This window comes from Streptomyces sp. NPDC001407 (assembly GCF_042895325.1).
Classification (GTDB): Bacteria; Actinomycetota; Actinomycetes; order Streptomycetales; family Streptomycetaceae; genus Streptomyces.
This window is the reverse complement of sequence record NZ_JBIAWF010000001.1, coordinates 439,321-462,839: the sequence shown is the minus strand read 5'-3', so window position 1 is coordinate 462,839 and position 23,519 is coordinate 439,321. Positions and strand designations below refer to the sequence as shown.

17 protein-coding genes are annotated in these 23,519 nt (G+C 74.1%); 10 read left to right on the top strand and 7 right to left on the bottom strand.

Going from position 1 to position 23,519, the window contains the following annotated elements:
* Window positions 1-9: 9 nt before the first annotated feature.
* From ACFY1P_RS02065 to ACFY1P_RS02050, 4 genes are all read right to left on the bottom strand, one after another.
* Entirely contained in the window at window positions 10-1,950 is a 1,941-nt protein-coding gene (locus ACFY1P_RS02065; protein WP_390749357.1) for an ABC transporter permease, read from the bottom strand.
* Window positions 1,947-2,711, bottom strand: coding sequence for a molybdate ABC transporter substrate-binding protein (gene modA / locus ACFY1P_RS02060; protein ID WP_390749356.1), 765 nt, complete (start codon window positions 2,709-2,711; stop codon window positions 1,947-1,949). The genes ACFY1P_RS02065 and modA overlap by 4 nt, the downstream gene beginning before the upstream one ends.
* Before the next feature lie 20 nt (window positions 2,712-2,731).
* Window positions 2,732-3,127, bottom strand: a complete 396-nt coding sequence (locus ACFY1P_RS02055) for a molybdopterin-binding protein (protein WP_390749355.1) — start codon at window positions 3,125-3,127, stop codon at window positions 2,732-2,734.
* Between the two features lie 243 nt (window positions 3,128-3,370).
* Window positions 3,371-6,151, bottom strand: coding sequence for a lysylphosphatidylglycerol synthase transmembrane domain-containing protein (locus tag ACFY1P_RS02050; RefSeq protein ID WP_361530990.1), 2,781 nt, complete (start codon window positions 6,149-6,151; stop codon window positions 3,371-3,373).
* Window positions 6,152-6,339: 188 nt separating this feature from the next.
* Between ACFY1P_RS02050 and ACFY1P_RS02045 the strand changes: the two genes are divergently transcribed.
* From ACFY1P_RS02045 to nudC, 5 genes are all read left to right on the top strand, one after another.
* Entirely contained in the window at window positions 6,340-6,744 is a 405-nt protein-coding gene (locus ACFY1P_RS02045) for an MGMT family protein (RefSeq protein WP_361530992.1), read from the top strand.
* Between the two features lie 314 nt (window positions 6,745-7,058).
* Window positions 7,059-10,292: an ATP-dependent helicase gene (locus ACFY1P_RS02040; protein WP_390749545.1), complete on the top strand. Its 3,234-nt coding sequence runs from the start codon at window positions 7,059-7,061 to the stop codon at window positions 10,290-10,292.
* Between the two features lie 70 nt (window positions 10,293-10,362).
* Complete coding sequence (locus ACFY1P_RS02035) at window positions 10,363-14,100, top strand: UvrD-helicase domain-containing protein (RefSeq protein WP_390749354.1); 3,738 nt, start codon at window positions 10,363-10,365, stop codon at window positions 14,098-14,100.
* Between the two features lie 47 nt (window positions 14,101-14,147).
* Window positions 14,148-15,542, top strand: coding sequence for a dipeptidase (locus tag ACFY1P_RS02030; RefSeq protein WP_361527151.1), 1,395 nt, complete (start codon window positions 14,148-14,150; stop codon window positions 15,540-15,542).
* Window positions 15,543-15,592: 50 nt separating this feature from the next.
* Window positions 15,593-16,540, top strand: coding sequence for an NAD(+) diphosphatase (nudC, locus tag ACFY1P_RS02025; RefSeq protein WP_361527149.1), 948 nt, complete (start codon window positions 15,593-15,595; stop codon window positions 16,538-16,540).
* Between the two features lie 66 nt (window positions 16,541-16,606).
* Here the strand turns inward: nudC and ACFY1P_RS02020 are convergent, their stop codons facing one another.
* Complete coding sequence (locus ACFY1P_RS02020; RefSeq protein ID WP_361527147.1) at window positions 16,607-16,864, bottom strand: mycoredoxin; 258 nt, start codon at window positions 16,862-16,864, stop codon at window positions 16,607-16,609.
* Between the two features lie 227 nt (window positions 16,865-17,091).
* Between ACFY1P_RS02020 and ACFY1P_RS02015 the strand changes: the two genes are divergently transcribed.
* The 5 genes from ACFY1P_RS02015 to ACFY1P_RS01995 all read left to right on the top strand — a co-directional run bounded on the left by ACFY1P_RS02015 (window position 17,092) and on the right by ACFY1P_RS01995 (window position 20,892).
* Window positions 17,092-19,281 carry an ATP-dependent DNA helicase UvrD2 gene (locus tag ACFY1P_RS02015; protein ID WP_361527145.1) on the top strand — a complete coding sequence of 730 codons (2,190 nt, stop codon included), beginning with the start codon at window positions 17,092-17,094 and terminating at the stop codon, window positions 19,279-19,281.
* A gap of 142 nt (window positions 19,282-19,423) precedes the next feature.
* Window positions 19,424-19,720 carry a hypothetical protein gene (locus ACFY1P_RS02010; RefSeq protein WP_390749353.1) on the top strand — a complete coding sequence of 99 codons (297 nt, stop codon included), beginning with the start codon at window positions 19,424-19,426 and terminating at the stop codon, window positions 19,718-19,720.
* Between the two features lie 136 nt (window positions 19,721-19,856).
* Window positions 19,857-20,219, top strand: a complete 363-nt coding sequence (locus ACFY1P_RS02005) for a WhiB family transcriptional regulator (RefSeq protein WP_116213773.1) — start codon at window positions 19,857-19,859, stop codon at window positions 20,217-20,219.
* Window positions 20,216-20,542 carry a hypothetical protein gene (locus tag ACFY1P_RS02000; protein ID WP_361527141.1) on the top strand — a complete coding sequence of 109 codons (327 nt, stop codon included), beginning with the start codon at window positions 20,216-20,218 and terminating at the stop codon, window positions 20,540-20,542. The genes ACFY1P_RS02005 and ACFY1P_RS02000 overlap by 4 nt, the downstream gene beginning before the upstream one ends.
* A gap of 134 nt (window positions 20,543-20,676) precedes the next feature.
* Window positions 20,677-20,892: a hypothetical protein gene (locus tag ACFY1P_RS01995; RefSeq protein WP_390749352.1), complete on the top strand. Its 216-nt coding sequence runs from the start codon at window positions 20,677-20,679 to the stop codon at window positions 20,890-20,892.
* Window positions 20,893-20,910: 18 nt separating this feature from the next.
* Here ACFY1P_RS01995 and ACFY1P_RS01990 read toward each other — a convergent pair whose 3' ends face one another.
* Both ACFY1P_RS01990 and ACFY1P_RS01985 read right to left on the bottom strand, forming a co-directional pair.
* A complete protein-coding gene (locus tag ACFY1P_RS01990) occupies window positions 20,911-22,275 on the bottom strand; it encodes an AarF/ABC1/UbiB kinase family protein (protein WP_361527139.1) in 1,365 nt (454 codons plus the stop codon).
* Between the two features lie 42 nt (window positions 22,276-22,317).
* Window positions 22,318-23,442: a ThiF family adenylyltransferase gene (locus ACFY1P_RS01985; protein ID WP_361527137.1), complete on the bottom strand. Its 1,125-nt coding sequence runs from the start codon at window positions 23,440-23,442 to the stop codon at window positions 22,318-22,320.
* Window positions 23,443-23,519 lie beyond the last annotated feature (77 nt).

Here is a 23,519-nt window from a genome sequence, read left to right as displayed (position 1 = left end):
CCGTCAGGCTCACAGGGCCACGAACGTGACCTCGGTGGCCTTGACGCTCACCCACACCGGCAGGCCCTCCTTCAGCGCGAGCTCCGCCGCGGCGGACGGCGTGATCTCGGCGACCACGTCCGGTTCACCCGTCACCAGGACGCGCAACCGCCCGCCCTGCGCCGTGATCTCGCGGACCGTGCCCGGCCAGACGTTCCTGGGGCTGCCGCCCGGCTGCTCGACGTGCAGGGACACCGCCTCCGGGCCCACGACGGCGAGCCCGCTCGTGGCCTCCCCCGGCAGCGGATCCGCGGCGACGAGGCTCGCACCGCCGTCGAGGAGCAGCGTGCGCTCCGCCGTGGACGTGCCCTGCCAGGCGTTGCGCCCCAGCATCCGCGCCACCCAGGGCGAACGGGGGTGCCGGGTCAGCTCCACCGGCGACGCGTACTGCACCGTACGGCCGCCCTCCAGGACGAGGACCCGGTCGGCCAGTGACACGGCCTCCACGGGGTCGTGGGTGACGATCAGGCAGACACCCGGGAAGTCCGCCAGGTGGGTGCGCAGCGTGTGCCGCACCTGGGTGCGCGTCGCCTGGTCCAGCGCGGCCAGCGGTTCGTCCAGCAGCAGGAGGCGGGGGCGCGCGGCGAGAGCCCTGGCCAGGGCCACGCGCTGGGCCTGGCCGCCGCTGAGTTCACCGGGGCGGCGGTGGGCCAGGCCGCCCACACCGAGGCGGTCCAGCCAGTGCCGGGCCGCGTGGTGCGCCTCCGCCTTCGGTACGCCCTGGGCGCGCAGGCCGTACGCCGTGTTGGCGAGGGCGGTGAGGTGGGGGAAGAGTGCGTTGTCCTGGGGGACCCAGGCGATGCGCCGCTTGTGCGGGGGAAGTTTGGAGACGTCCGTGCCGCCAATGGTCAGAGGGGCGGCCTCGGCTCTGGCCGTGAGCGACAGGAGGGCGCGGAGGAGGGTGGTCTTGCCGGCGCCGTTCGGGCCGACGAGAGCGATGGTGGTGCCGGGCTCCGCGCTGAGCTCCGCCGTCGTCGCGCCCGTCACCGTGGCGCGCAGGGGGTGCGTGGCGCGGTCCGGGTCCGCCGGGGCCGCCTGCTGTACGGCCTCGGTCGTCCGTATCGCCTGCCCGGGAGGCTGCGGCGCGTCCGCCGGCTGCTGCCGCGCGGACGGTTTCCTGGCCGTCAGCCAGCGTCCGCGCAAGGAGAGAAGCACCGCTGTGGCGATGACCAGCAGCAGGAGGGACACCGCCGTCGCGCTCTCCGGGTCGTCCTGGAGCAGCAGATAGACCTGGAGGGGGAGCGTCTGCGTGGTGCCCGGGAGGTTGCCCGCGAAGGTGATCGTCGCGCCGAACTCGCCCAGCGCCCGCGCCCAGCTCAGCGCCGCGCCCGCGACGAGGCCCGGCATGACCATGGGGAGGGTGACGGTGCAAAAGACCCGCAGCGGGGTCGCCCCCAGGGACGTCGCCGTCTCCTCGTAACGGGGGTGGAGGCCCGCCAGCGCGCCCTCCAGGCTGATCACCAGGAACGGCATCGCCACGAAGGCGGAGGCCAGCACCGCGCCCGCTGTCGAGAACGGCAGCGTGACGCCGAACCAGGACTCCAGCCAGGGGCCCAGCAAACCTCTGCGGCCGTAACCCTGGAGCAGGGCCACACCCGCGACCGTCGGGGGCAGCACCATCGGCAGCATCACCAGGCAGCGCACCAGCGCCTTGCCGGGGAAGTCCACGCGGGCGAGCAGCCACGCGAGCGGGACGCCGAGCAGGAGGGACAGCGACAGGGCCCAGCCGGAGACCAGGAGGGACAGCCCCAGCGCCTCGGTGACCTCGTGCGAGCCGAGGCGCGAGGGAAGGGTGGCCCAGGGCGTACGGGCCAGGATGCCCGCCAGCGGCAGGAGCAGGAAGCCCACCGCCAGCGCGGCGGGCAGCCCGAGAGCCCAGGGCGTGCGCCCCCGGCGCGTCCTGCCGGTCACGGCTGCTGGAAGCCCGCCGCGCGCAGCAGCTTCTGCGCCTCGTCGGAGCCGAGCCACTTCACGAAGTCGGCGGCCTCCTCGGTGTGCTTCGAGCTCTTGAGGGTCGCGGCGGGGTAGGAGGCGACGGCGTTCTGCGCGTCCGGGACGGTGACCGTGGAGACCTTGCCCTTGGCCGCCGCCACGTCCGTGAGATAGACGATGCCCGCGTCGGCCTCGCCGAGCGAGACCTTGCTGAGGACGGCCCGGACGTTCGGTTCCTGGGACACCGGCTTGACCTTGACGTGCTGCTGGTCGAGCACCTTCCGGCTGTAGCGGCCCACCGGCACCTGGGGGGCGGCCAGCACGACCTTGAGGTCGCTCCGGGAGAGGTCGGAGAGCCCCTTGACGCCCTTCGGGTCGCCCTGGGCGGTGGCGATGGTGAGCCGGTTCTTCGCGATGACGGCCGGCTTGCCGGTGTCGGCCTTGAGGCCGTCCATGGTCGTGGTGTCGGCGGTGACCAGCGCGTCGGCGGGCACGCCCTGGCGCACCTGCGCGGCGAGCTCCTGCGAGCCGGCGAAGGAGAAGTTCACCTTGGTGCCCGGGTGGTCCTTCTCGTACGCCGCCCCGGCCTGCTTGAAGACGTCCGTCAGGGACGCCGCGGCGAGCACGGTGAGGGTCGTGGAGGACTTGGCGTCCTTCTTGTCCCCGTCGCTGCCGCAGGCGGCCACGAGCGGGAGGAGGAGCGCGGCGGCCAGGGCGGCGCGCAGGGGAGTGCGGTGCATCGGGTTCTCCAGGTGCCGGGTCAAGCGCGGTCGATGTGCACGTTGGTGGCCTTCACCCGGGCCACGGCCTCCATCCCGACGGCCAGGCCCAGCTCCTCCACGGCCTCCCGCGTCAGCAGCGAGACGAGGCGGTGCGGGCCGGCCTGGATCTCGACCTGGGCGGCGACGTCGCCGAGCTTGACGGCGGTGATGATGCCCGGGAAGGCGTTGCGGGCGGTGGTGTAGGCCGCTTCCTCGTCCTCGCCCGCCTCGGCCGCGAGCGTCACCGAGAAGGCCGCGAGGTCGGACCCGCGGATGTGCCGCTTCCCGGCGTCGTCCCGCGAGGTGGGCACCCGCCCGGCATCGGCCCACCGCCGCACGGTGTCGGGACTGACTCCGAGGAGCCTGGCGGCCCGGCCGATGGTGTAGGTCTGCATGAGCGCACGGTATGGGCCGGTGGGTCGCATGTGCAAGGCCGATGTGGGGGATCGCCTGGCAGATGCGATGGGGGCGTCGGGATTTTGGGGTGGGCAGTGCGCATCGGCAGGGCGCGACGGCACTCGTCCGGGGGCCCGACCGGTACAGGCCTGCTCTCGCTTGCGGCGCCCGTCGGCCGGTCCGGCCCGCGACCGGGATCCGGGGCGGAGCCCCGGCAACGGCGGGCACCCCACCCCGGTCGGCTAGATCGCTCCCTTGCGGGTCAGATAGCTGAACGAGACCCAGCCCGGCAGCACCGGCAGCCACAGCGTCATCAGGCGGAAGAGGATCACCGCCGGAGTGGCCTGCTCCGCCGGCAGTCCGGCGATCGTCAGCACACCGGTCAGCGCGATCTCGACGGCGCCCACACCGCCGGGTGTCGGCGCGGCCGACCCCAGCGCGTTGGCCGTCAGGAAGACCACCGCGATGCTGGCGTAGCTCAGGTCGCCGCCGAACGCGCGGATCGAGGCGTCGAGGCACATCACGTTCGCCGCCGTCAGCAGCAGCATGCCGCCGATGCCCGCGAAGAGCTTCTGCGGCCGCTGGAGCACGTCCAGCATGCGCGGGATGACGCCCGCGAACAGCGACCGCACGCGCGTGGAGACGAACTTCCGCAGCACCGGTACCGCCGCCACGACGAGCACGAGCACGGCCGCCGTCAGCAGCCCGCCGATGATCGTCCGCGAGGGGCCGAGCGACGAGCTGCGCTCCGTACCGGTCACATAGCCGAAGGACAGCAGCAGCAGGATGTGGCAGGCCAGGCCGAAGAGCTGGGACGCGCCCACGCTCGCCACGGCCAGGCCGGGCCGGATGCCCGCGCGCTGGAGGAAGCGCGTGTTCAGCGCCACGCCGCCGACCGCCGCCGGGGCGACGACCTTCACGAAGGAGCCCGCGACCTGCGCGAGCACCGCGCGTCCGAACGCGACCTTCTCCGGCACGAAGCCCAGCAGGCTCATCGTGGCGGCGACGTACGTCAGCACCTGGAAGGCCACGGCGACCGCGACCCAGGCCCAGTTCGCCCGGTCGACGAGGTCGCCGAACTGGACGTGGGTGAACTGCGACAGCAGGAAGTACGCGGCGAAGGCACCGGCCACGAAGCTGAGCAGCGTGCGCAGCTTGATGCGCTCCAGCCGCACCGGCTCTATCGGGGCCTGCGGCCGGATCAGCAGCACCTGGCGGCGGATCTGCGCGAGCAGGTCCTCCTCGCGCGCTTCCTCCAGGGCCTCTTCCATGGCCTTCTTCTCGGCCTGCCGCTCGGCCTTGAGCGCCTTGCGGTCCTCGGCGGGCAGCTCCTGCGAGCCCGGCTCGGCGGCCCGCGCCTCCTTGGCCTCCTTGGCGGCGCGCGCCGCCTCCAGGACGGTGTCACGCTCCCGCTGCGCGCGTTCCCGGGCGAGCTGGCGCAGGGTCGCGCGGCTGATGCGGGTGAGCGCCAGCGGCTGGAGCAGCGGCAGGCTGTCGGCGATGGCGTCCGGGCCGAGCACGTCCACGCCCGTGGCCACGGCGCGCTCGGCGCCGACCCGCAGCCCGAGGGTCACCAGCAACTGGGCGACGTCCATGCGCAGCACCAGGTCGCCCGCCGCGATCTCCCCGCCGCGCAGGTCGGTCAGGACGACGTTGCCGGAACGATCCACCAGAAGGGCGTCGCCGTCGAGCCTGCGGTGGGCGATCCGCCGCGACTGGAGGGCGTGCACCTGACGCCAGGCACCGGCCATCAGCTCGTCGGTGATCTCCTCGGTGGGGACCGCGCCGAGGGTGCGGCCGCCGATGTGCTCGTAGACGAGCATCACGGCATCCGGGCCGAGCTCGGAGGTGGCGATCAGCTTCGGGGCGTTGGCGCCCGCGGCGATGGCCGCGTAGGCGAGCAGCGCCTCCTGTTCGAGGGCCTGCCGGAGGGACTGGAGGCTGCGCGGCTGGGTGATGCCGCGCAGCGCCAGCCGCTGCCAGAGGCGGTAGAAGAAGCCCTGCGCCTGCTGTTCGCGGTCGACGACCGTGACGTCGAGCGGCGGGCCGTCCTCCAGGGTGACGATGTAGCGGCGGCCCCGGTCGTGCGGGTACGAGTGCTCGGTGCCGACGGCGTCGGCGCTCTCCTCCGCGCGCAGCGCGGTGACCGGCTTGAAGCCGACGCGGCGCAGCCCGGCGAGGAGGTGGCGGCCGGTGGGCCGGACGTTCGGCGAGCCGACGGCGTAGAGCGTGCCGTAGGCGACGGTCCATCCGATCAGCACGGTGGTGACGATCGAGAACGGTGTGGTGTAGCCGTTCACCAGCACCGCGAAGGCGTCCAGCAGCAGCACGGCCCACATCGCGACCCGCCAGCGCGGCCGTCGCGACATTCCGACGGCCGTCATATAGGCGATGACGGGGGCCAGATAGCCGTGCACCGGATCGGTGAGGCCGCCGGTGGGCGCCTGCTGGGTCAGCGCGTCACGGATCGACGCCGGTGCCGTGTCGGCCACCCAGAGATCGGTGGCGAGGGACACGCCGTGCGCCAGGACGGCGGCGAGGACGCCGTCGGCGATGCGCAGCCCGTCGCGTTTGATGAGCCGCTCGATGGCGAACGCCACCGGGACGATGAAGATGGCGATGTTGGCGGCGAGCCCGGCGAAGTTCGCCAGCAGCTGCGGCGCCCGGCCGGTGCTGTCGCCGATGTCCTTCTCCAGGCCCTGCGTGGTGCCGTGGGCGAAGGCCGCGAGGGCGAGGACCAGGGCGATGCCGACGATGCCGAGGAACAGCCGCACCAGGTCCGCCGGGCGGTGGACGCGGGCGGGCAGCAGCGGCTCGTCACCCGACACCTGGTCGATGTGCGCCTCGCCGTCATCGCAGTCGTAACCGCCGCGAGCCCCCTCGGGGGACGCCGGTGCCGCCTGTTCGACGGGAGGCTCGGCCGCGGGGTCACCGGAGCCGGACAGCGCTTCGGGGGCGCGGTCGCCTCCTCGAGGCTCCGCGCCCTGCTGTCGCTCCGTCTTCTCGTCTTGGTCTCGTATCACCAGTCACCGCCCGGAAGATGGTGGCATGGCCCCGCCGGGCGAGGGGGCATCAGGGTGTATTTCGGGGGCGCGGACTCCGGATCGTACGCCCCGTAGTACGGATACGCACTCTGGGTGATCTTGCCGTATGCGCGGGCGGGACTGCCAGAGGGCGGGTGGCGGACCGGCCACCGGCGGGGTGCGGCAGGATGGGCCGGGTGAGCGAGGACGTACACACGGGCCGGGGAGAGACCGCCGAGCTTCCCGAGTACGCGGAACGGGTGCTGGCCGTCGCGGAGCGGATTCCGCCCGGCCGGGTGATGACCTACGGCGACGTCGCCGAGTGGCTGGGGGAGGGCGGGCCCCGTCAGGTGGGGCGCGTCATGGCGCTCTACGGCGGCGCGGTGCCCTGGTGGCGCGTCGTCCGCTCGGACGGCGCCCTGCTGCCCGGCCACGAGCTGCGCGCGCTCGCCCACTACCGCGAGGAGGGCACCCCGCTGCGGGAGGCCGGCCGCTCCGCGCAGGGACACGTGCCCCGGCTCGCCATGGCACGGGCGCGCTGGGACGGCCTCCCCGAGGGCGACGGCCCCGCCGATGTGACTCCTCACACCTGACAGCATCGGCCGCCCGGGTGCCCCCGGACCACACCGTGGCCAGTGCGCCCAAGGGCTGACCCGAACGGGTGAGGGGCGTGCGGCCGTGCGCCGGCCCGCGGTACGCCCTGCGCCTCGGGTGCCGTCTGGCGTAGCGTCGACAACCGCCGTCACGCCGGGCCCCCTTCCCGGCCGCCCGGCGCACCCCGCCGCACGACCCCGCACCCCCACCAGGACCGGCAACCCACGTGAGCTCCTCCCCGTCTTCGCCAGGCACGGCCGGTGCCGTCCGCCCGCGACCGGCACAGCGGCCCGCCCAGGGCGCCTACCGCCTCGTGCGGACCCGGCCGGGCCCCACGGCCCCTCCTGAGCTGGACGCACGTCAGCGCGCCGTGGTTGACCACCGGGAAGGGCCGCTGCTGGTCCTCGCGGGCCCGGGCACGGGCAAGACGACCACCCTGGTCGAGGCCGTCGCGGACCGGGTGCGGCGGGGCACCGACCCGGAGCGCGTCCTCGTCCTGACGTTCAGCCGCAAGGCCGCCGTCGAGCTCCGCGACCGGATGGCCGCCCGGCTCGGCGGCACCGCCCGCGGGCCGCAGGCCACGACCTTCCACTCGTACTGCTACGCCCTGGTCCGCGCCCACCAGGACGCCGACCTGTTCGTCGACCCGCTGCGCCTGCTGTCCGGCCCCGAGCAGGACGCCGTCGTGCGTGAACTGCTCGCCGGACAGGCCGAGCTGGAGCGCGAGGGGCGCGGCGCGGTGCGCTGGCCCGACGAACTGCGCGCCTGCCTGACCACGCGCGGCTTCGCCGACGAGGTGCGCGCGGTGCTCGCCCGCAGCCGCGAACTCGGGCTCGGCCCGGACGCGCTCGGCGCCTTCGCCGCCCGCACCGGGCGCCCCGACTGGAGCGCGGCCGCCTCCTTCCTCGCCGAATACCTCGACCTGCTCGACATGCGGGGCGTGCTCGACTACGCCGAGCTCGTCCACCGCGCCGTGCTGCTCGCCGAGCGGCCCGGGACCGGCGCCGGGCTCGCGCAGCGCTACGACGCCGTCTTCGTGGACGAGTACCAGGACACCGACGTGGCCCAGGTGCGGCTGCTGCGCGCCCTCGCGGGCGGCGGCCGGACGCTGGTCGCCTTCGGCGACCCCGACCAGTCGATCTACGCCTTCCGGGGCGCCGACATCAACGGCATCCTCGACTTCCCGGACGCCTTCCCCCGACGGGACGGCACACCGGCACCCGTCGAGGTGCTCACCACCTCGCGCCGCTCCGCCGCCGGCCTCCTCGCGGCCACCCGGCTGCTCACCCGCCGGATGCCGCTGACCCGCCTTCCGGCACAGGCCGTACGCGCGCACCGGGAGCTCGCCGCCGTGCGCGACGGCGGCCGGGTCGAGGCGTACACCTACCCGACCGCGGGCGCCGAGACCGACAACATCGCCGACATCCTGCGCCGGGCGCACCTGGAGGACGGCGTCCCCTGGCGCGAGATGGCCGTCCTGGTGCGCGCGGGCTCCCGCTCCCTGCCGAGCCTGCGGCGCGCCCTCACCTCCGCGGGCGTTCCGGTGGAGATAGACGGTGACGACGTCCCGCTGCGCCACGAACCGGCGGTGGCTCCGCTGCTGACCGCGCTGCGGGCGGTGGCCGAACCGGCGGCACGGGACGAGAACGGCGACGAACAGCCCCGGCTCGACGCCGAGACCGCCCTCACCCTCCTCACGTCCCCGCTCGGCGGCATGGACGCCGCCGACCTCCGCCGCCTGGGCCGCGCGCTCAGGGACGAGGAGCGGGCCGCGGGCCGCACCGTGCCCAGGCCCTCGGACGACCTGATCGCCGAGGCCCTCGACCGGCCCGAACGCCTCGTCACCCACGACACGGCGTACGCCAGGGGCGCGCAGCGCCTGGGCGCGCTCCTGCGCACCGCCCGCGAACTCCTCGCGGCCGGCGGCACCGCCGAACAGGCCCTGTGGGAGCTGTGGAGCGGCACCCCCTGGCCGCAGCGGCTGGAGCGCGCGGCCCGCCGCGGCGGCGCGGCCGGGCGGAACGCCGACCGCGACCTGGACGCCGTCTGCGCGCTCTTCGAGACCGCCGCACGCGCGGAGGAACGCACCGGCGGCCGGGGCGCCCTGAACTTCCTGGACGAGCTTGAGGCCCAGGACATCGCCGCGGACACCCTCACCCGCAAGGCCGTGCGCCCTGACGCCGTACGCCTGATGACCGCGCACCGCTCCAAGGGCCTGGAGTGGCGGCTCGTGGTCGTCGCGGGCGTCCAGGAGGGCCTCTGGCCCGACCTGCGGCGCCGCGGCTCGCTCCTGGAGGCCGACCGCATCGGACGCGACGGACTGGCCGAACCGCTCAGCCCCGGCGCCCTGCTGGCGGAGGAGCGCCGCCTGTTCTACGTGGCCGCCACGCGCGCGCGCGAGCGTCTGGTCGTCACCGCCGTCAAGGCGGCGGCCGAGGACGGCGACCAGCCCTCCCGCTTCCTGGCCGAGCTGGGCGTCGAGCCCGTGGATGTCAGCCAGCGCCCGCGCCGCCCGCTGGCCGTCGCCGCGCTGGTCGCCGAGCTGCGCGCCACCACCGTCGACCCGCGGGCGTCGGACGCGCTGCGGGCGGCCGCCGCGGAGCGCCTCGCCCGGCTCGCGGCCCTCCACGACGACGAGGGCCAGCCGCTCGTCCCCGCCGCCCACCCGTACCGCTGGTGGGGCCTGCACGACACGACGCACAGCGAGGTGCCGCTGCGCGACCGCACGCTGCCCGTCGCGCTGTCCGGCTCGGCCGTCGGACAGCTGGCGGGTACGGCGGCGACCTGCTCGCTCCAGTGGTTCCTCGGCCGGGAGGTCAAGGCGGACGCCCCCGCCACCGCCGCCCAGGGCTTCGGCAACGTCGTGCACGTCCTCGCCGACGAGGTCGCCGCCGGGCGCACCCCCGCCGACCTCGCCGTCCTCATGGAGCGCCTCGACTCCGTGTGGGACGCGCTGGCTTTCGACGCGCCCTGGAAGTCGGTGCAGGAGAAGGAGAACGCCCGCGCGGCCCTGGAACGCTTCCTGCGCTGGCACGTGATGGAGCGCGGCGGGCGCGGCCCCGTCGCCACGGAGCACCCCTTCGACGTCACCCTCAAGGCCGCCGGTCACCTGGTGCGCATCCGCGGCTCCATGGACCGCGTGGAGGCCGACGCCCACGGCCGCGCCTACGTCGTCGACTTCAAGACCGGCAAGGGCACGGTCTCCGCGGACGACGTCGCCCGCCACCCGCAGCTCGCCGTCTACCAGCTCGCGGTCGAACAGGGCGCCGTCGACGGCCTCTTCGACGGCGAGCGGCCCGTCGCGGGCGGCGCCGAACTCGTACAGCTGCGGCAGGGAGCGGCCAAGAAGAACGGCGGGGAGGCCGTCCCCAAGGTGCAGGCGCAGGGCCCGCTGGACGGCGGCGCGTGGATCGGTGACCTGCTCGCCGAGGCGGCGGGCCGGGTCCTGGAGGAGCGCTTCGCCCCACGGCCGGGCGCGCACTGCACCCACTGCTCGTTCCGGGCGTCCTGCACGGCGCGGCCGGAGGGCCGGCAGGTGGTGGAGTGAACGAGCGGCGGCCACCGGCCCTGACCTGCGGCGGTGCCGGATTGTCAGTGGCCCCGGTTAGCGTTTTCGTGTGACCCCGCGCCTGACCGACCCCGAGCAGCTCAAGGAGCTGCTCGGCATTCCGTTCACCCCGGAGCAGACGGCTTGCATCACCGCGCCGCCCGCCCCGCAGGTCATCGTGGCCGGTGCCGGGTCCGGCAAGACCACCGTCATGGCCGCCCGCGTCGTCTGGCTCGTCGGCACCGGGCAGGTCGCCCCCGAGCAGGTCCTCGGCCTCACGTTCACCAACAAGGCGGCGGGCGAGCTGTCCGAGCGCGTGCGCAAGGCTCTCGTCGAGGCCGGCGTCACCGACCCCGACCCCACGCCCGGCGACCTCGACCAGGCCCCGGGCGAGCCGCAGATTTCCACCTACCACGCCTTCGCCGGCCGCCTCCTGAAGGAGCACGGCCTGCGCATCGGCCTGGAGCCCAGCGCGCGGCTGCTCGCCGACGCCACCCGCTTCCAGCTCGCCGCCCGCGTCCTGCGCACCTCCCCGGGCCCGTATCCCGCCCTCACCCGCTCCTTCGGCGACCTCGTCTCCGACCTGCTGGCCCTCGACGGCGAGCTCGCCGAGCACCTCGTGCGGGCGGCGGAGCTCCGGGCGTTCGACACGGAGCTGCTGAGCACCCTGGAGGGCGCCAAGCTCTCCAACGCCGACCTGCGGCGGGTGCCCGACACCGCCCGCGCCCGGCTCGAACTCCTCCACCTCGTCGAGGCGTACCGCGAGGAGAAGCGCAAGCGCGACCTCCTCGACTTCGGCGACCAGATCGCCCTCTCCGCCGAGCTGGCCCGCAGCAGGCCGGAGGTGGGGCAGATCATGCGCGAGCAGTTCGCGGTCGTCCTCCTCGACGAATATCAGGACACCTCCGTCGCCCAGCGCCTCCTGCTGTCCGGCCTCTTCGGCGGCGGCACCGGCCACGCCGTCACCGCCGTGGGCGACCCCTGCCAGGCGATCTACGGCTGGCGCGGCGCCTCCGTGGCCAACCTGGACGACTTCCCGCTCCACTTCCCGCACGCCGACGGCACCCCCGCCCGCCGCTTCGCGCTCAGCGAGAACCGGCGCAGCGGCGGGCGCCTCCTCGACCTCGCCAACGGCCTGGCCGCCCCGCTGCGCGCCCGCCACGCGGGCGTGGAGGCTCTGCGGCCCGCGCCCGGCGCCGAGCGGGAGGGCGTGGTGCGCTGCGCCCTGCTGCCCACCCACGCGGAGGAGCTGGAGTGGCTCGCCGACTCCCTCGCCCATCTGGTGCGCACGGGCACCCGGCCGGGCGACATCGCCGTCCTGTGCCGCACCGCCACCGACTTCGCGCAGATCCAGGGCGCGCTCGTCGCACGGGACGTCCCCGTGGAGGTCGTCGGCCTGTCCGGGCTGCTGCACCTGCCCGAGATCGCCGACCTCGTGGCCGTCTGCGAGGTCCTCCAGGACCCCACCGCCAACGCCTCGCTCGTGCGGCTGCTGATCGGCCCGCGCTGGCGCATCGGCCCGCGCGACCTCGCGCTGCTCGGCCGCCTCGCCCGCACGCTCGTGCCCTACGGCGGCGCCGGAGAGGACCCCGAGCGCAGGCTCGCCGAGGCCGTCGAGGGCGTCGACCCGGCCGAGGTCATCTCCCTCGCGGACGCCCTCGACTCCTTCCTGACGGCCGGTGGCCCCTCCCGGCAGGAGCCGGGGGCGGGCCAGGACGCCGGCCTGCCCTTCTCGTCCGAGGCCCGCGTCCGCTTCGCCCGCCTCGCCGCCGAACTGCGCGACCTGCGCCGCTCGCTGGCGGACCCGCTCATGGACGTCCTCCACCGGGTGCTCGCCACCACCGGCCTGGAGGTCGAGCTGTCCGCCTCCCCGCACGCGCTGGCCGCCCGCAGGCGCGAGACGCTCTCGCACTTCCTGGACATCGCCGCGGGCTTCGCCTCCGTCGACGGCGAGGCCCATCTGCTCGCCTTCCTCGGCTTCCTGCGCACCGCCGCGCAGTACGAGAAGGGCCTCGACAGCTCCCTGCCCGGCGGGGAGAACACCGTCAAGGTCCTCACCGCCCACAAGTCCAAGGGCCTGGAGTGGGACGTGGTCGCCGTCCCCGGGCTCGTCACCAAGACCTTCCCCAGCGAGCAGTCCCGCGAGTCGTGGACCGCCCAGGCGAAGGTCCTGCCGCACGCCCTGCGCGGCGACGCCGACACCCTGCCCGACGTCGGGGCGTGGGACAGCAAGGGCCTGGCCGCCTTCAAGGCCGCCATGAAGGAGCACCAGCGCACCGAGGAACTCCGCCTCGGCTACGTCACCTTCACCCGCCCCCGCTCCCTGCTCCTCGGCTCCGGCCACTGGTGGGGCCCCAGCCAGAAGCAGCCGCGCGGCCCCTCCGACTTCCTCCAGGCCCTGCGCGAGCACTGCGAGGCGGGCCACGGCGAGATCGAGGTCTGGGCGGCGGAGCCCGAGGAGGGCGCGGAGAACCCCGCCCTCGCCGAGCCGGAGACCGACCACTCCTGGCCCCTGCCCCTCGACCCCGCCTCGCTGGCCCGCCGCCGCGCGGCGGCGGACGCCGTCCTGGCCCACCTGGCCCGCATGGCGGCCCGCGCCGACGAGCCCGCCCCTCACCCCGAGCCGGAGCCGGTCCACGACCCGGACTGGCCGCCGCCGGAGGAAGACCTCTACGAGGAGCATCCCGGCCCGCCGGCCGACGAGGACCTCACCGACTGGGACGCGCTGCCGACCACACGCCCGGAGACCACCCTGCCCGCCCCCCGACAGTCGCCGGACGAGGACGGGACGGCGGAGCACGCGCGCCTACGCGAGGAGGACGCGCGGGCAGACGACGGCCCGGCGCCCCACGAGCGCGTGCGGCCGGAAGACGGCCACGACCACGCGCAGGACCGCCCCGGCGAGCTGCCCGCCGGGCACGGGCACGCGCGCGCACGCGAGGAGCGTGTGCGCGCGGAGGACGGCCCCGCGCGGCCGGCCGGTACCGCCGGCCATGGGGGAACGGACCACCTGGACGGCGCCCCCGCGCGCGTACGGCCGGAAGACGGCGGCGACCACCCGCGGGACCACCTCGGCGAGCCGCCCGCCCGGCACGCGCTCGCGCCCGAGGAAGCCCGGCTCGTCGGGTCGTGGGACCGCGACCTGGACGCGCTCGCCGGAGAGCTGCGCCGGGCACGCGCGAGCGTGCGCGAGGTCGTCCTGCCCGGCGCCCTGAGCGCCTCGCAGCTGGTGCGGCTCGCGGCCGACCCGGACGGGTTCGCCCACGAGCTGGCCCGGCCGATGCCGCGTCCGCCGCAGCCCGCGGCCCGCCGGGGCACCCGCTTCCACGCCTGGATCGAGTCCCGGTTCGAGGAGCTGCCCCTGCCCATGCTGGGGCCCGACGAGCTGCCCGGCGCCACGGAGGACGGCGCCGAGGCGCCGGAGATCGCCGACGAACGCGACCTCGCCGCGCTCAAGGAGGCCTTCGAGCGCACCCCGTACGCCCACCGCACTCCGTACCGCGTCGAGGCACCGGTCCAGCTCACCCTCTCGGGCCGAGTGATCCGCGGCCGTATTGACGCCGTCTACCGCGAGCGCGGCCCCGAGGGCGACACCTACGAGATCGTCGACTGGAAGACGAGCCGCGCCCACGACGCGGACCCCCTCCAGCTCGCGATCTACCGCGTCGCCTGGGCGGAACAGCACGGCCTGCCGCTGTCCGCCGTCACGGCCGCCTTCGTGTACGTGCGCGACGGCGAGACCGTCCGCCCCGAGGGCCTGCCGGACCGCGCCGGGCTCGAAGAGCTCCTGCTCGGGGAGCGCGCGTGAACAAGCCCGGTCATGGTCACGCCGCGTGGCCGGATAGGCTCGATGTCATGAGCGACACCCCGGACAGCGCTGTCCGCGCGTATATCGACGAGCACCGCGACGCCTTCCTCGACGACCTCGTCGAGTGGCTCCGCATCCCCTCCGTGTCGGCCGACCCCGGCCGCGCCTCCGATGTGCGCCGCAGCGCCGACTGGCTGGCCGGGAAGCTCACCGCGACCGGCTTCCCGACCGTCGAGGTCTGGGAGACCGACGGCGCTCCGGCCGTGTTCGCCGAGTGGCCCTCCGGCGACGCGGACGCCCCGACCGTGCTGGTCTACGGCCACCACGACGTGCAGCCCGCCGCCCGCGAGGACGGCTGGCACACCGAGCCCTTCGAGCCCGTCGTCAAGGACGGCCGGCTCCACGCCCGCGGTGCCGCGGACGACAAGGGCCAGGTCTTCTTCCACACCCTCGGCCTGCGGGCCCACCTCGCCGCGACCGGCCGCACCGCACCGGCGGTCAACCTCAAGCTGATCGTCGAGGGCGAGGAGGAGTCCGGCTCGCCGCACTTCCCGGCCCTCGTGCGCGCCCACGCCGACCGCCTCGCGTGCGACACGGTGATCGTCTCGGACACCGGCATGTGGTCCGAGGACACCCCGACCGTCTGCACGGGCATGCGTGGCCTCACGGACTGCCAGATCGACCTGTACGGCCCGGAGCAGGACATCCACTCGGGCTCCTTCGGCGGCGCCGTGCCCAACCCGGCCACCGAGGCGGCACGCCTGGCCGCCGCCCTGCACGACGAGGACCGCAAGGTCGCGATCCCCGGCTTCTACGACGGCATCGTGGAGCTCACCGACCGCGAGCGCGAGCTCTTCGCCGAGCTGCCCTTCGACGAGAAGCAGTGGCTGCGCATCGCGCACTCCCACGCGTCCCTCGGCGAGAAGGGCTACACCACCCTGGAGCGGATCTGGGCCCGCCCCACCGCCGAGGTCAACGGCATGGGCGGCGGTTACCAGGGCCCCGGCGGCAAGACGATCGTGCCGTCCACCGCGCAGCTGAAGCTGTCCTTCCGGCTCGTCGCGGGACAGGACACCGACGGCGTGCAGCAGGCCGTACGCCAGTGGGTGGCCGACACCCTGCCGGACGGCATCCGCCACGAGATCAACTTCTGGGGCGTGACCCGCCCCTGCCTGACCCCGCTCGACCACCCGTACCTCCAGTCGGTCGTCCGGGCCATGGGCCGCGCCTTCGGGCAGAAGATCCGCTTCACGCGCGAGGGAGGCTCGGGCCCGGCCGCCGACCTCCAGGACGTGCTCGGGGTGCCGGTGCTCTTCCTCGGCATCTCGGTGCCGTCGGACGGCTGGCACGCGCCCAACGAGAAGGTCGAGCTGGACCTCCTCATGAAGGGCGTCGAGACCAGTGCCTACCTCTGGTCCGACCTGGCCGGAAGCGACCGGTAGCTCGCGCTCTTGACGTACACCACCATCCGCAGGGGGAGTTGGAAGCAGCCGTGACCACCTGGACCGATCTGTCAGCCGCCCGGCCCATCACGCTCAGTGGGGACAGCGGCATCGACCGCGCCGCGCACCACCGCCTCGACGAGGCATGGCTTGCCGCGGCGTGGAGTCACCCTTCGACGAGAGTCTTCGTGGTCTCCGGCGGGCAGGTGCTGGTCGACGACACCCCCGACGGCCGCACCGAGCTGGTGATGACCCCGGCGTTCGAGGCGCCGGTCACCGAGACGCACCGCTATTTCCTCGGCCAGGACGAGAAGGGCATCGCCTACTTCGCCCTCCAGAAGGACGCGCTGCCGGGGCGCATGGACCAGTCGGCGCGCCCCGCCGGGCTGCGCGAGGCCGGGCTGCTGCTCTCGCCGCGCGACGCGGGACTGCTGGTGCACGCGGTGGCCCTGGAGAACTGGCAGCGCCTGCACCGCTTCTGCTCGCGCTGCGGCGAGCGCACGGTGGTGGCGGCCGCGGGCCACATCCGCCGCTGCCCCGCCTGCGGCGCGGAGCACTACCCCCGCACCGACCCGGCCGTCATCATGCTCGTCACGGACAAGCAGGACCGGGCGCTGCTGGGCCGGCAGATGCACTGGCCGGAGGGCCGCTTCTCGACGCTCGCGGGCTTCGTCGAGCCGGGCGAGTCCATCGAGCAGGCGGTGCGGCGGGAGGTCGCCGAGGAAGCGGGCGTGGTCGTCGGTGACGTGGAGTACGTCGCCAGCCAGCCCTGGCCCTTCCCGTCCAGCCTGATGCTGGGCTTCATGGCGCGGGCCACGTCCGCGGACATCCAGGTGGACGGCGAGGAGATCCACGAGGCCCGCTGGTTCTCGCGGGAGGAGCTGCGGGCGGGCTTCGCCTCCGGCGAGGTGCTGCCGCCCACCGGCATCTCCATCGCGGCCCGCCTGCTGGAGCTCTGGTACGGCGAGCCGCTGCCGCAGGGCCCCGCCTGGAGCTGAGCCGGTGGAGCTGAGCCGGCCGGGGCACCGGCTCCCTGGAGCCGGTGCCCCGCGGCCGGGCCCGGGTCAGGAGGCCAGTGCCTGCTTGACCTGGGCGAGCGACGGGTTGGTCATGGTGACCGGAACGCCGCCGCCCTCGGGAACGACCAGGACGGTCGGGACGGTCTGGTTGCCGTCGTTCGCCTTTTCCACGAAGGCCGCGGATTCGGCGTCGTGCTCGATGTTGATCTCGTTGTACGCGATTCCCTCGCGGTCCAGCTGGCTCTTCAGCCGGCGGCAGTAGCCGCACCAGGTGGTGCTGTACATCGTCACGGTGCCCGACATGCGTCCTCGTGCTCCTTCGGTGGTGGGTGTGGTGCCAGTCGTAGAACGCGCACCTGTGCGGGACCATTCCCCGGTGAATCCCGCGCCTCGCCGGGCACCATGCCGCCCGGTACCCGCGAGACGGTCCTGTCCGTCACTCCGGACGACTCCGGCCATTGATATGACCGGAGGGCCGGCCCTGTGGACGACGTTCCCGGTCGCCCCTGCCGACCTGGCAGCATGGCGGGGTGACAGCAACCCTCTTCCCGCAGGTCCCGGACTCTGCCGACGCCGTGCTCGACGGGCTCGATCCCGAGCAGCGCGCGGTGGCCACGGCGCTCAGCGGTCCGGTGTGCGTGCTGGCCGGAGCGGGCACTGGCAAGACGCGCGCGATCACCCACCGGATCGCCTACGGCGTTCGCTCCGGGGTGCTCCAGCCCGCCAGTGTGCTCGCCGTCACCTTCACCAACCGCGCCGCCGGGGAGATGCGCGGCCGGCTCCGCCAGCTCGGCGCGGGCGGCGTCCAGGCGCGCACGTTCCACTCGGCGGCGCTGCGCCAGCTCCAGTATTTCTGGCCGAAGGCCGTGGGCGGCGAGGTGCCGCGCCTGCTCGAGAGGAAGGTCCAGCTCGTCGCGGAGGCCGCGGCCCGCTGCCGCGTCCGGCTCGACCGCAATGAACTGCGGGACGTCACGGGCGAGATCGAGTGGTCCAAGGTCACCCAGACCGTTCCCGAGGACTATGCCCCCGCCGCCGCCAAGGCCGGCCGCGAGGCCCCCCGGGACCCCGCCGAGATCGGCCGGATCTACGGGACGTACGAGCAGCTCAAGCGCGACCGCGGCGTGATCGACTTCGAGGACGTCCTGCTGCTCACCGTGGGCGTCCTCCAGGACCGGCACGACATCGCGGAGACCGTGCGCCGTCAGTACCAGCACTTCGTGGTCGACGAGTACCAGGACGTCAGCCCGCTCCAGCAGCGGCTCCTGGAGCTGTGGCTGGGCGACCGTGACAATCTCTGCGTGGTCGGCGATGCCAGCCAGACCATCTACTCCTTCACCGGCGCCACCCCCGACCACCTGCTGAACTTCCGCACCCGCCACCCGCGCGCGACGGTCGTCAAGCTCGTCCGGGACTACCGCTCCACCCCCCAGGTGGTCCACCTCGCCAACGGCCTCCTCTCGCAGGCCCGTGGCCGGGCCGCCGAGCACCGGCTGGAGCTGGTCTCGCAGCGCCCCGCGGGCCCCGAGCCCCGCTATACGGAGTTCGCGGACGAGCCCGCCGAGGCCGAGGGCACCGCGCGCCGGATCCGCGAGCTGATCGACTCCGGGGTCGCGGCCAGCGAGATCGCGATCCTCTATCGCATCAACGCCCAGTCCGAGGTCTATGAACAGGCCCTCGCCGACGTCGGGGTGCCCTATCAGCTGCGCGGCGCCGAGCGGTTCTTCGAGCGCCCGGAGGTCCGCGAGGCCGCGCTGCTGCTGCGCGGCGCCGCCCGCGCCGGAGGGCACTCGGACCCCCAGCTCGCCGACGCCGACGACGTCCCCTCCCAGGTGCGGGCCGTGCTCGGCACCCGTGGCTGGACCGCTGAGCCCCCCGCGGGCTCGGGGGCGGTCCGGGACCGCTGGGAGTCGCTGGCGGCCCTGGTGCGGCTCGCGGAGGACTTCGTACGGGCCAGACCGGCGGCCACCTTGTCCGACCTCGTCGCCGAACTCGACGAGCGGGCCGCCGCCCAGCACGCGCCGACCGTCGAAGGTGTGACTCTCGCCTCACTTCACGCGGCCAAGGGCCTGGAGTGGGACGCCGTTTTCCTCGTCGGGCTCGCCGAGGGCATGATGCCGATCACTTACGCCAAGACCGACGAACAGGTCGAGGAGGAGCGCCGCCTCCTCTATGTGGGGGTCACCCGGGCCCGCCGCGATCTCTCCCTGTCGTGGGCGCTGTCCCGCACCCCGGGCGGCCGGGCGACCCGCCGCCCCACCCGCTTCCTGACCGGGCTGCGCCCCGGCTCCGTCGCCCGCTCCGGCGGGGGAGGCCCCGCCGCCTTCACGGGCGGCGGCGCGGGCGTCGAGCGCGCCGACCGGCGCAGGCGCCGGGGGCCCGCGCGGTGCAGGGTCTGCGGCAAGACCCTGACGGACGCGGGCGAGATCAAGCTGATGCGCTGCGAGGACTGCCCCGTCGAGCTGGACGAGGCGCTGTACGAGCGGCTGCGCGACTGGCGGGCCGGGCAGGCGGGCCTGCTGGGCCAGCCCGCCTACTGCGTCTTCACCGACAAGACGCTGCTGGCGATCGCCGAGGCCGTGCCGGGAGACGAATCGGAGCTCGCGGGCATCTCAGGGGTCGGAAGGCGGAAGCTCGAGAGGTTCGGCGCGGACGTCCTGGCCCTGTGCGCGGGCGGGGAGGCGACCTGCGAAGACGCCTCGGAAGAAACTCCGGAAAAATAGTTTGCGCACGCGGACGGCATACCCATAGCCTTCCGAGCACGGAGACAGCGGCTCTTTCGAGTTCCGGTGGATCCGTGCTGTACTGAACCGTCCGGACTGGTTTCGACCAGTCCCCTTAGACGCCGAGAGGAGGCGGAGACCAATGATCAGCTTCAAGACCAGCAACAAAATGACCGATCGCCCGGTCGTCGCCACCCGTTCCCTCGGCACCACTGTCGGCTCCCTCTCCCTGTTCCAGGGCACCGGTCTGTTCCACGCAGGCTTTGCCCCGGTCAATGAGCGACCGATCAAGGCGTCCGCGGTAAGGGCAGCAGCAGCGGCACAGGCTCAGGCCTATGCCATTGAGGCGACGACCAACGGCGCCGGATCCCTGAACGCGCAGCAGCACCTCACGATGTGGGCCTTCCGTGGGCTCGAACCCTGGAGAGATCCAGCCTGATCGGCATGATCAGGTCGGCACCTTCCAGGGCCGCGGAACCCACACCGGGATCCGCGGCCCTTTTGTTTGCCCCCTCGCCCGTGCGGGGGGAACCAGCCCGGCCACAAGCCGGAAGACAAGACGAGGAACAAACACCGTGCAACTCAAGGCACACACCCCGTCAGTAGCGACCGACCTGATCCCCCCGCCTGTCCCCACGGAGGACTCCTTGACCCCCCTCACCGCCCTCACCGACCTCGACGACGCCATCGAGAACCTGGGCACGCCCGTCCCCTGCCGCAGCTACGACCCCGAGGTCTTCTTCGCCGAGACCCCGGCCGACGTGGAGTACGCCAAGTCGCTCTGCCAGACCTGCCCGCTCCGCGAGGCATGCCTGGCCGGTGCTCTGGACCGGCGTGAGCCGTGGGGCGTCTGGGGTGGCGAGCTCTTCGTCCAGGGCGTCGTGGTGGCCCGCAAGCGGCCCCGTGGCCGTCCGCGCAAGAACCCGGTCGCCGCATGAACGTCTTCGGCACCATCGACCGCCCCACCACGCACGACCCCAAGAAGCAGGATCCGACCATGCACCGCCCCGCCACCGAGCCGTTCGGCTCCGAAGCCCCCACCCGTGACATCTCCGGCGCGACCGCCTCGCGCCAGAACAGGAACCTCGAAATGCAACTCATCCCAGAAGCCCTGGCCCGTGCCCATATGCACGAACGCCTCCGGGCCGCCGAATCCGAACGCAGGGCCGTCCGGCTGGTCAGCGCCCGCCGGATGCAGCGCCGCGCCGAGCGCGCCTCGCTGCGCGCCCGCCGCGCGCTGGCCATGGCCGTGATGCACTGAGCGTGCCCGGCCAAGGCCCAGGGCTCACCCGGAGCTCATCCCGATCCCCGCGGGGCCGGTCCGAACGGACCGGCCCCGCGGGGCGTTGGGTGCGTTGTCCCCTCGCGGCGCGTCCACGGGGATATCGTCTGGGAGTGGACCAGAAGACGCATGAATCAGTGCAGTTGGACCCTGAGGCCACCGAGAACGCCACGCCCGTGACGTGCGCTCGCTGTGGCACCGCCGCCGACGGTACGCCGCCGACCTGGACCTGCTCCGTCGAGAACGGCAGCCGCCGCTATTTCTGCGACGACTGCGCCCGCGCCAACCTCAGAGCGATCGAGAGCCGGCTCGACTCGTCCTGGTGGTGAGGGCCTGCCTCCGGCCCGTCAGGCGGGTGTCTCCTGACTCTCGTCGGCCGCCGCGAAGCCGGGCACCCACGCCTCCATCTCGTCTCTCAGCCGCACCGTCGCACCCAGCTGGCAGAGCACCCCGATGGTGCTGGTCGTCACGCGGTGTATGAGCAGATACGCCGGCGGCAGATTGAGCTGCCGCCCCAGCTGATAGGCGGGCGAGCGCGGATCGGCGATCCGCGTCGCCTGCGCGCGCATCCAGCCCCGGGTGAAGGTGAACTCCGGCACCTGCGCGGGCTCGATGATCGGCAGCAGATAGTCCATGACCGCCCCGGGATCCAGCTCGATCTCCGGCTTGACGAACCCCTCGTCCCGCAGCAGCTCGTGGATCGCCTCCGCCTCGCCGTCCAGCGTCAGCCGCAGGGCCGTGCCGATCGTCGGCGGCAGCCCCTGCGGCAGCCGGTCCACCGTGCCGAAGTCCAGCACGCCCAGCCGCCACTTCTCCGGCGGGCCGTCGGGGGCGTCACCGGTCAGCAGCCGGAAGTTGCCCGGATGGGGATCGGCGTGCAGCAGTCCGGTGCGCGCCGCGCCCGAGAAGAGGAAGCGCGCCAGCAGCTGACCGGCCCGGTCCCGCTGCTCCTGGGTGCCCTCCGCTATCACCTCGGACAGTGGCACCCCCTCCATCCACTCGGTCACCAGCACCTGATCGCTCTGGTGCACCACCTGCGGAACGGTCACATCCGGATCGCCCGCGAACTCCCGCGCGTGCTCTGCCTGCGCACGGGCCTCCAGCTCGTAGTCCAGCTCCTCCGCCACCCGGTCGCGGAGCTCGGCGATCAGCGGCTTGATGTCCATGCCGGGGATCAGCGGGCCCAGCAGCCGGGCGAAGCGCCCCAATTGGGTGAGGTCGGAGAGCAGCGCCTGGCCCGCGCCCGGATACTGCACCTTCACGGCGACCTCGCGCCCGTCGTGCCAGACCGCCCGGTGCACCTGCCCGATCGACGCGGCCGCCGCCGGCTGGTCCTCGAACTCCTCGAACAGATCCCGCCAGTCCGGCCCGAGCCGCTCCGCCAGCGCCGCGTGCACCGACTTCGTCGGCATCGGAGGGGCCGCCTCCTGAAGCTTGGTCAGCGCCGCCCGGTACGGGCCCGCCACCTGCTCGGGGAGCGCCGACTCGAAGACGGACAGCGCCTGGCCCAGCTTCATCGCACCCCCCTTGAGCTGCCCCAGGGTCGCGAACAACTGCTCGGCCGTGCGCTGCTGCAACTCCGTGGCGATCAGCTCCGCGGGCCGGCCGCCGATGCGTTTGCCGAGCCCGAGCGCCGTGCGCCCCGCGAACCCCAATGGCAGCGCCGCCAACTTGGCGGTACGAGTGACCGCCTTGCGGGGTAGATCAGACATGCGCCCCTCCAACTAGCCGAACAGCCACGCCGCGGACGGCGGTTACCTGCTCATTGTCCCGTGCGGCACCCCGGCGGCCGAGGCATATCCGGGATCCGAAGATCCCGCCGCGCCGCACGGGCACCGCGGATGCGGCTCGACGGGCCGTGGGGACCAGGCCGGGCCCGGCAGGGCCAGCTCCAGCCGCACCCCCGCGCTCGCCGGGGACCCACCGTCGAGAAAGGACAGCGCCCGCCCCACGGTCAGCCCCGCCACAACCGTGGCCAGTGCCATGTCGCACGACGGTACCCCCGCGACACGGCCGGACCGCCACTGGGCGAGCATTCGGGGCCAGGCCGGATCCCGTTCGGACCGCCCGAGCTCCACACAGCCCGCGCATGCCGACCCGCCGGGCAGCACCAACGGCCCCACCACTCCGGTGGCTTCCAGGACGCCCGCGTACATATGGGGAGTTCCGGACAGGATGAGCTCCTCCGCGGCCGCCGGGTCGGGGGCGTAGGCGGCGAGCCCGTCGCGCGGGGCGAACACCACCAGCGCCAGCGGGGGCTCGGCACCAGCTCCTCCCCGGGCCCGTGGCCGGGGCGCGGGCGCGGCCTGCCGGACCACCTGCTTGGCGGCGCCGTCGCGGCGCTCCCCGATCCGCTCGGGCCCCACGCCGCCCGGCCCTGCGTCCCAAGGCTCCACACAGCCGCCGTCCTGGACGTCGACCTGGCCGACCCCGGACGCCGACAAGAGCGCGGCCACAGCCGACCCCACTCGCCCGGCGCCGCGCACCTGAACCCGCAGTGCCCGGCGGGCGGCCATGATCCCCATCGCCGCCCCCGCGCCGGCGTGGAGCACCGACAAGGAAGCGAGGTCCGGTCGCAGCCGCTCCAGCGCCGGACCCTGGTCGCGCAGCGCGGCGGCACCTTCGCCACCGGCCCGTGGGTCGTCGAGCAGCCCGGCCCGTGTCAGCCTCTCGACCAGGGCGTCCGCCCGGCCCTCGGGCAGTCCGACGGCCCTGGCCTCCTCCCTGAGCAACGGCATGCCGCGCGTGCCGTCCAGCAGGGGCAGGAAGCTGCTCGTCGCCGTGTCCACCGGGCCGACCGCCACCGCGTGCGCGGGCGCCACGCCGAACTGCACCGTGTCCCGATTGCGCCAGCTCCGCCGCAGCGCGGGCTTGAGCATCGGATGCGCGGAGTCCGGCTGGGCGGGAGCCGGCGGGGTGAGGGCTCTTGGAGCGGGGCCCGGGGGTGAGGACGACC

What these genes read in the sequence shown, in the direction of transcription:
- modA (WP_390749356.1), bottom strand. Translation starts at nt 2,711, where the DNA reads ATGCACCGCACTCCCCTGCGCGCCGCCCTGGCCGCCGCGCTCCTCCTC.
- ACFY1P_RS02055 (WP_390749355.1), bottom strand. Translation starts at nt 3,127, where the DNA reads ATGCAGACCTACACCATCGGCCGGGCCGCCAGGCTCCTCGGAGTCAGT.
- ACFY1P_RS02045 (WP_361530992.1), top strand. Translation starts at nt 6,340, where the DNA reads ATGGGCCGGGTGAGCGAGGACGTACACACGGGCCGGGGAGAGACCGCC.
- ACFY1P_RS02030 (WP_361527151.1), top strand. Translation starts at nt 14,148, where the DNA reads ATGAGCGACACCCCGGACAGCGCTGTCCGCGCGTATATCGACGAGCAC.
- ACFY1P_RS02020 (WP_361527147.1), bottom strand. Translation starts at nt 16,864, where the DNA reads ATGTCGGGCACCGTGACGATGTACAGCACCACCTGGTGCGGCTACTGC.
- ACFY1P_RS02010 (WP_390749353.1), top strand. Translation starts at nt 19,424, where the DNA reads ATGATCAGCTTCAAGACCAGCAACAAAATGACCGATCGCCCGGTCGTC.
- ACFY1P_RS02000 (WP_361527141.1), top strand. Translation starts at nt 20,216, where the DNA reads ATGAACGTCTTCGGCACCATCGACCGCCCCACCACGCACGACCCCAAG.
- ACFY1P_RS01990 (WP_361527139.1), bottom strand. Translation starts at nt 22,275, where the DNA reads ATGTCTGATCTACCCCGCAAGGCGGTCACTCGTACCGCCAAGTTGGCG.
- ACFY1P_RS01985 (WP_361527137.1), bottom strand. Translation starts at nt 23,442, where the DNA reads ATGCTCAAGCCCGCGCTGCGGCGGAGCTGGCGCAATCGGGACACGGTG.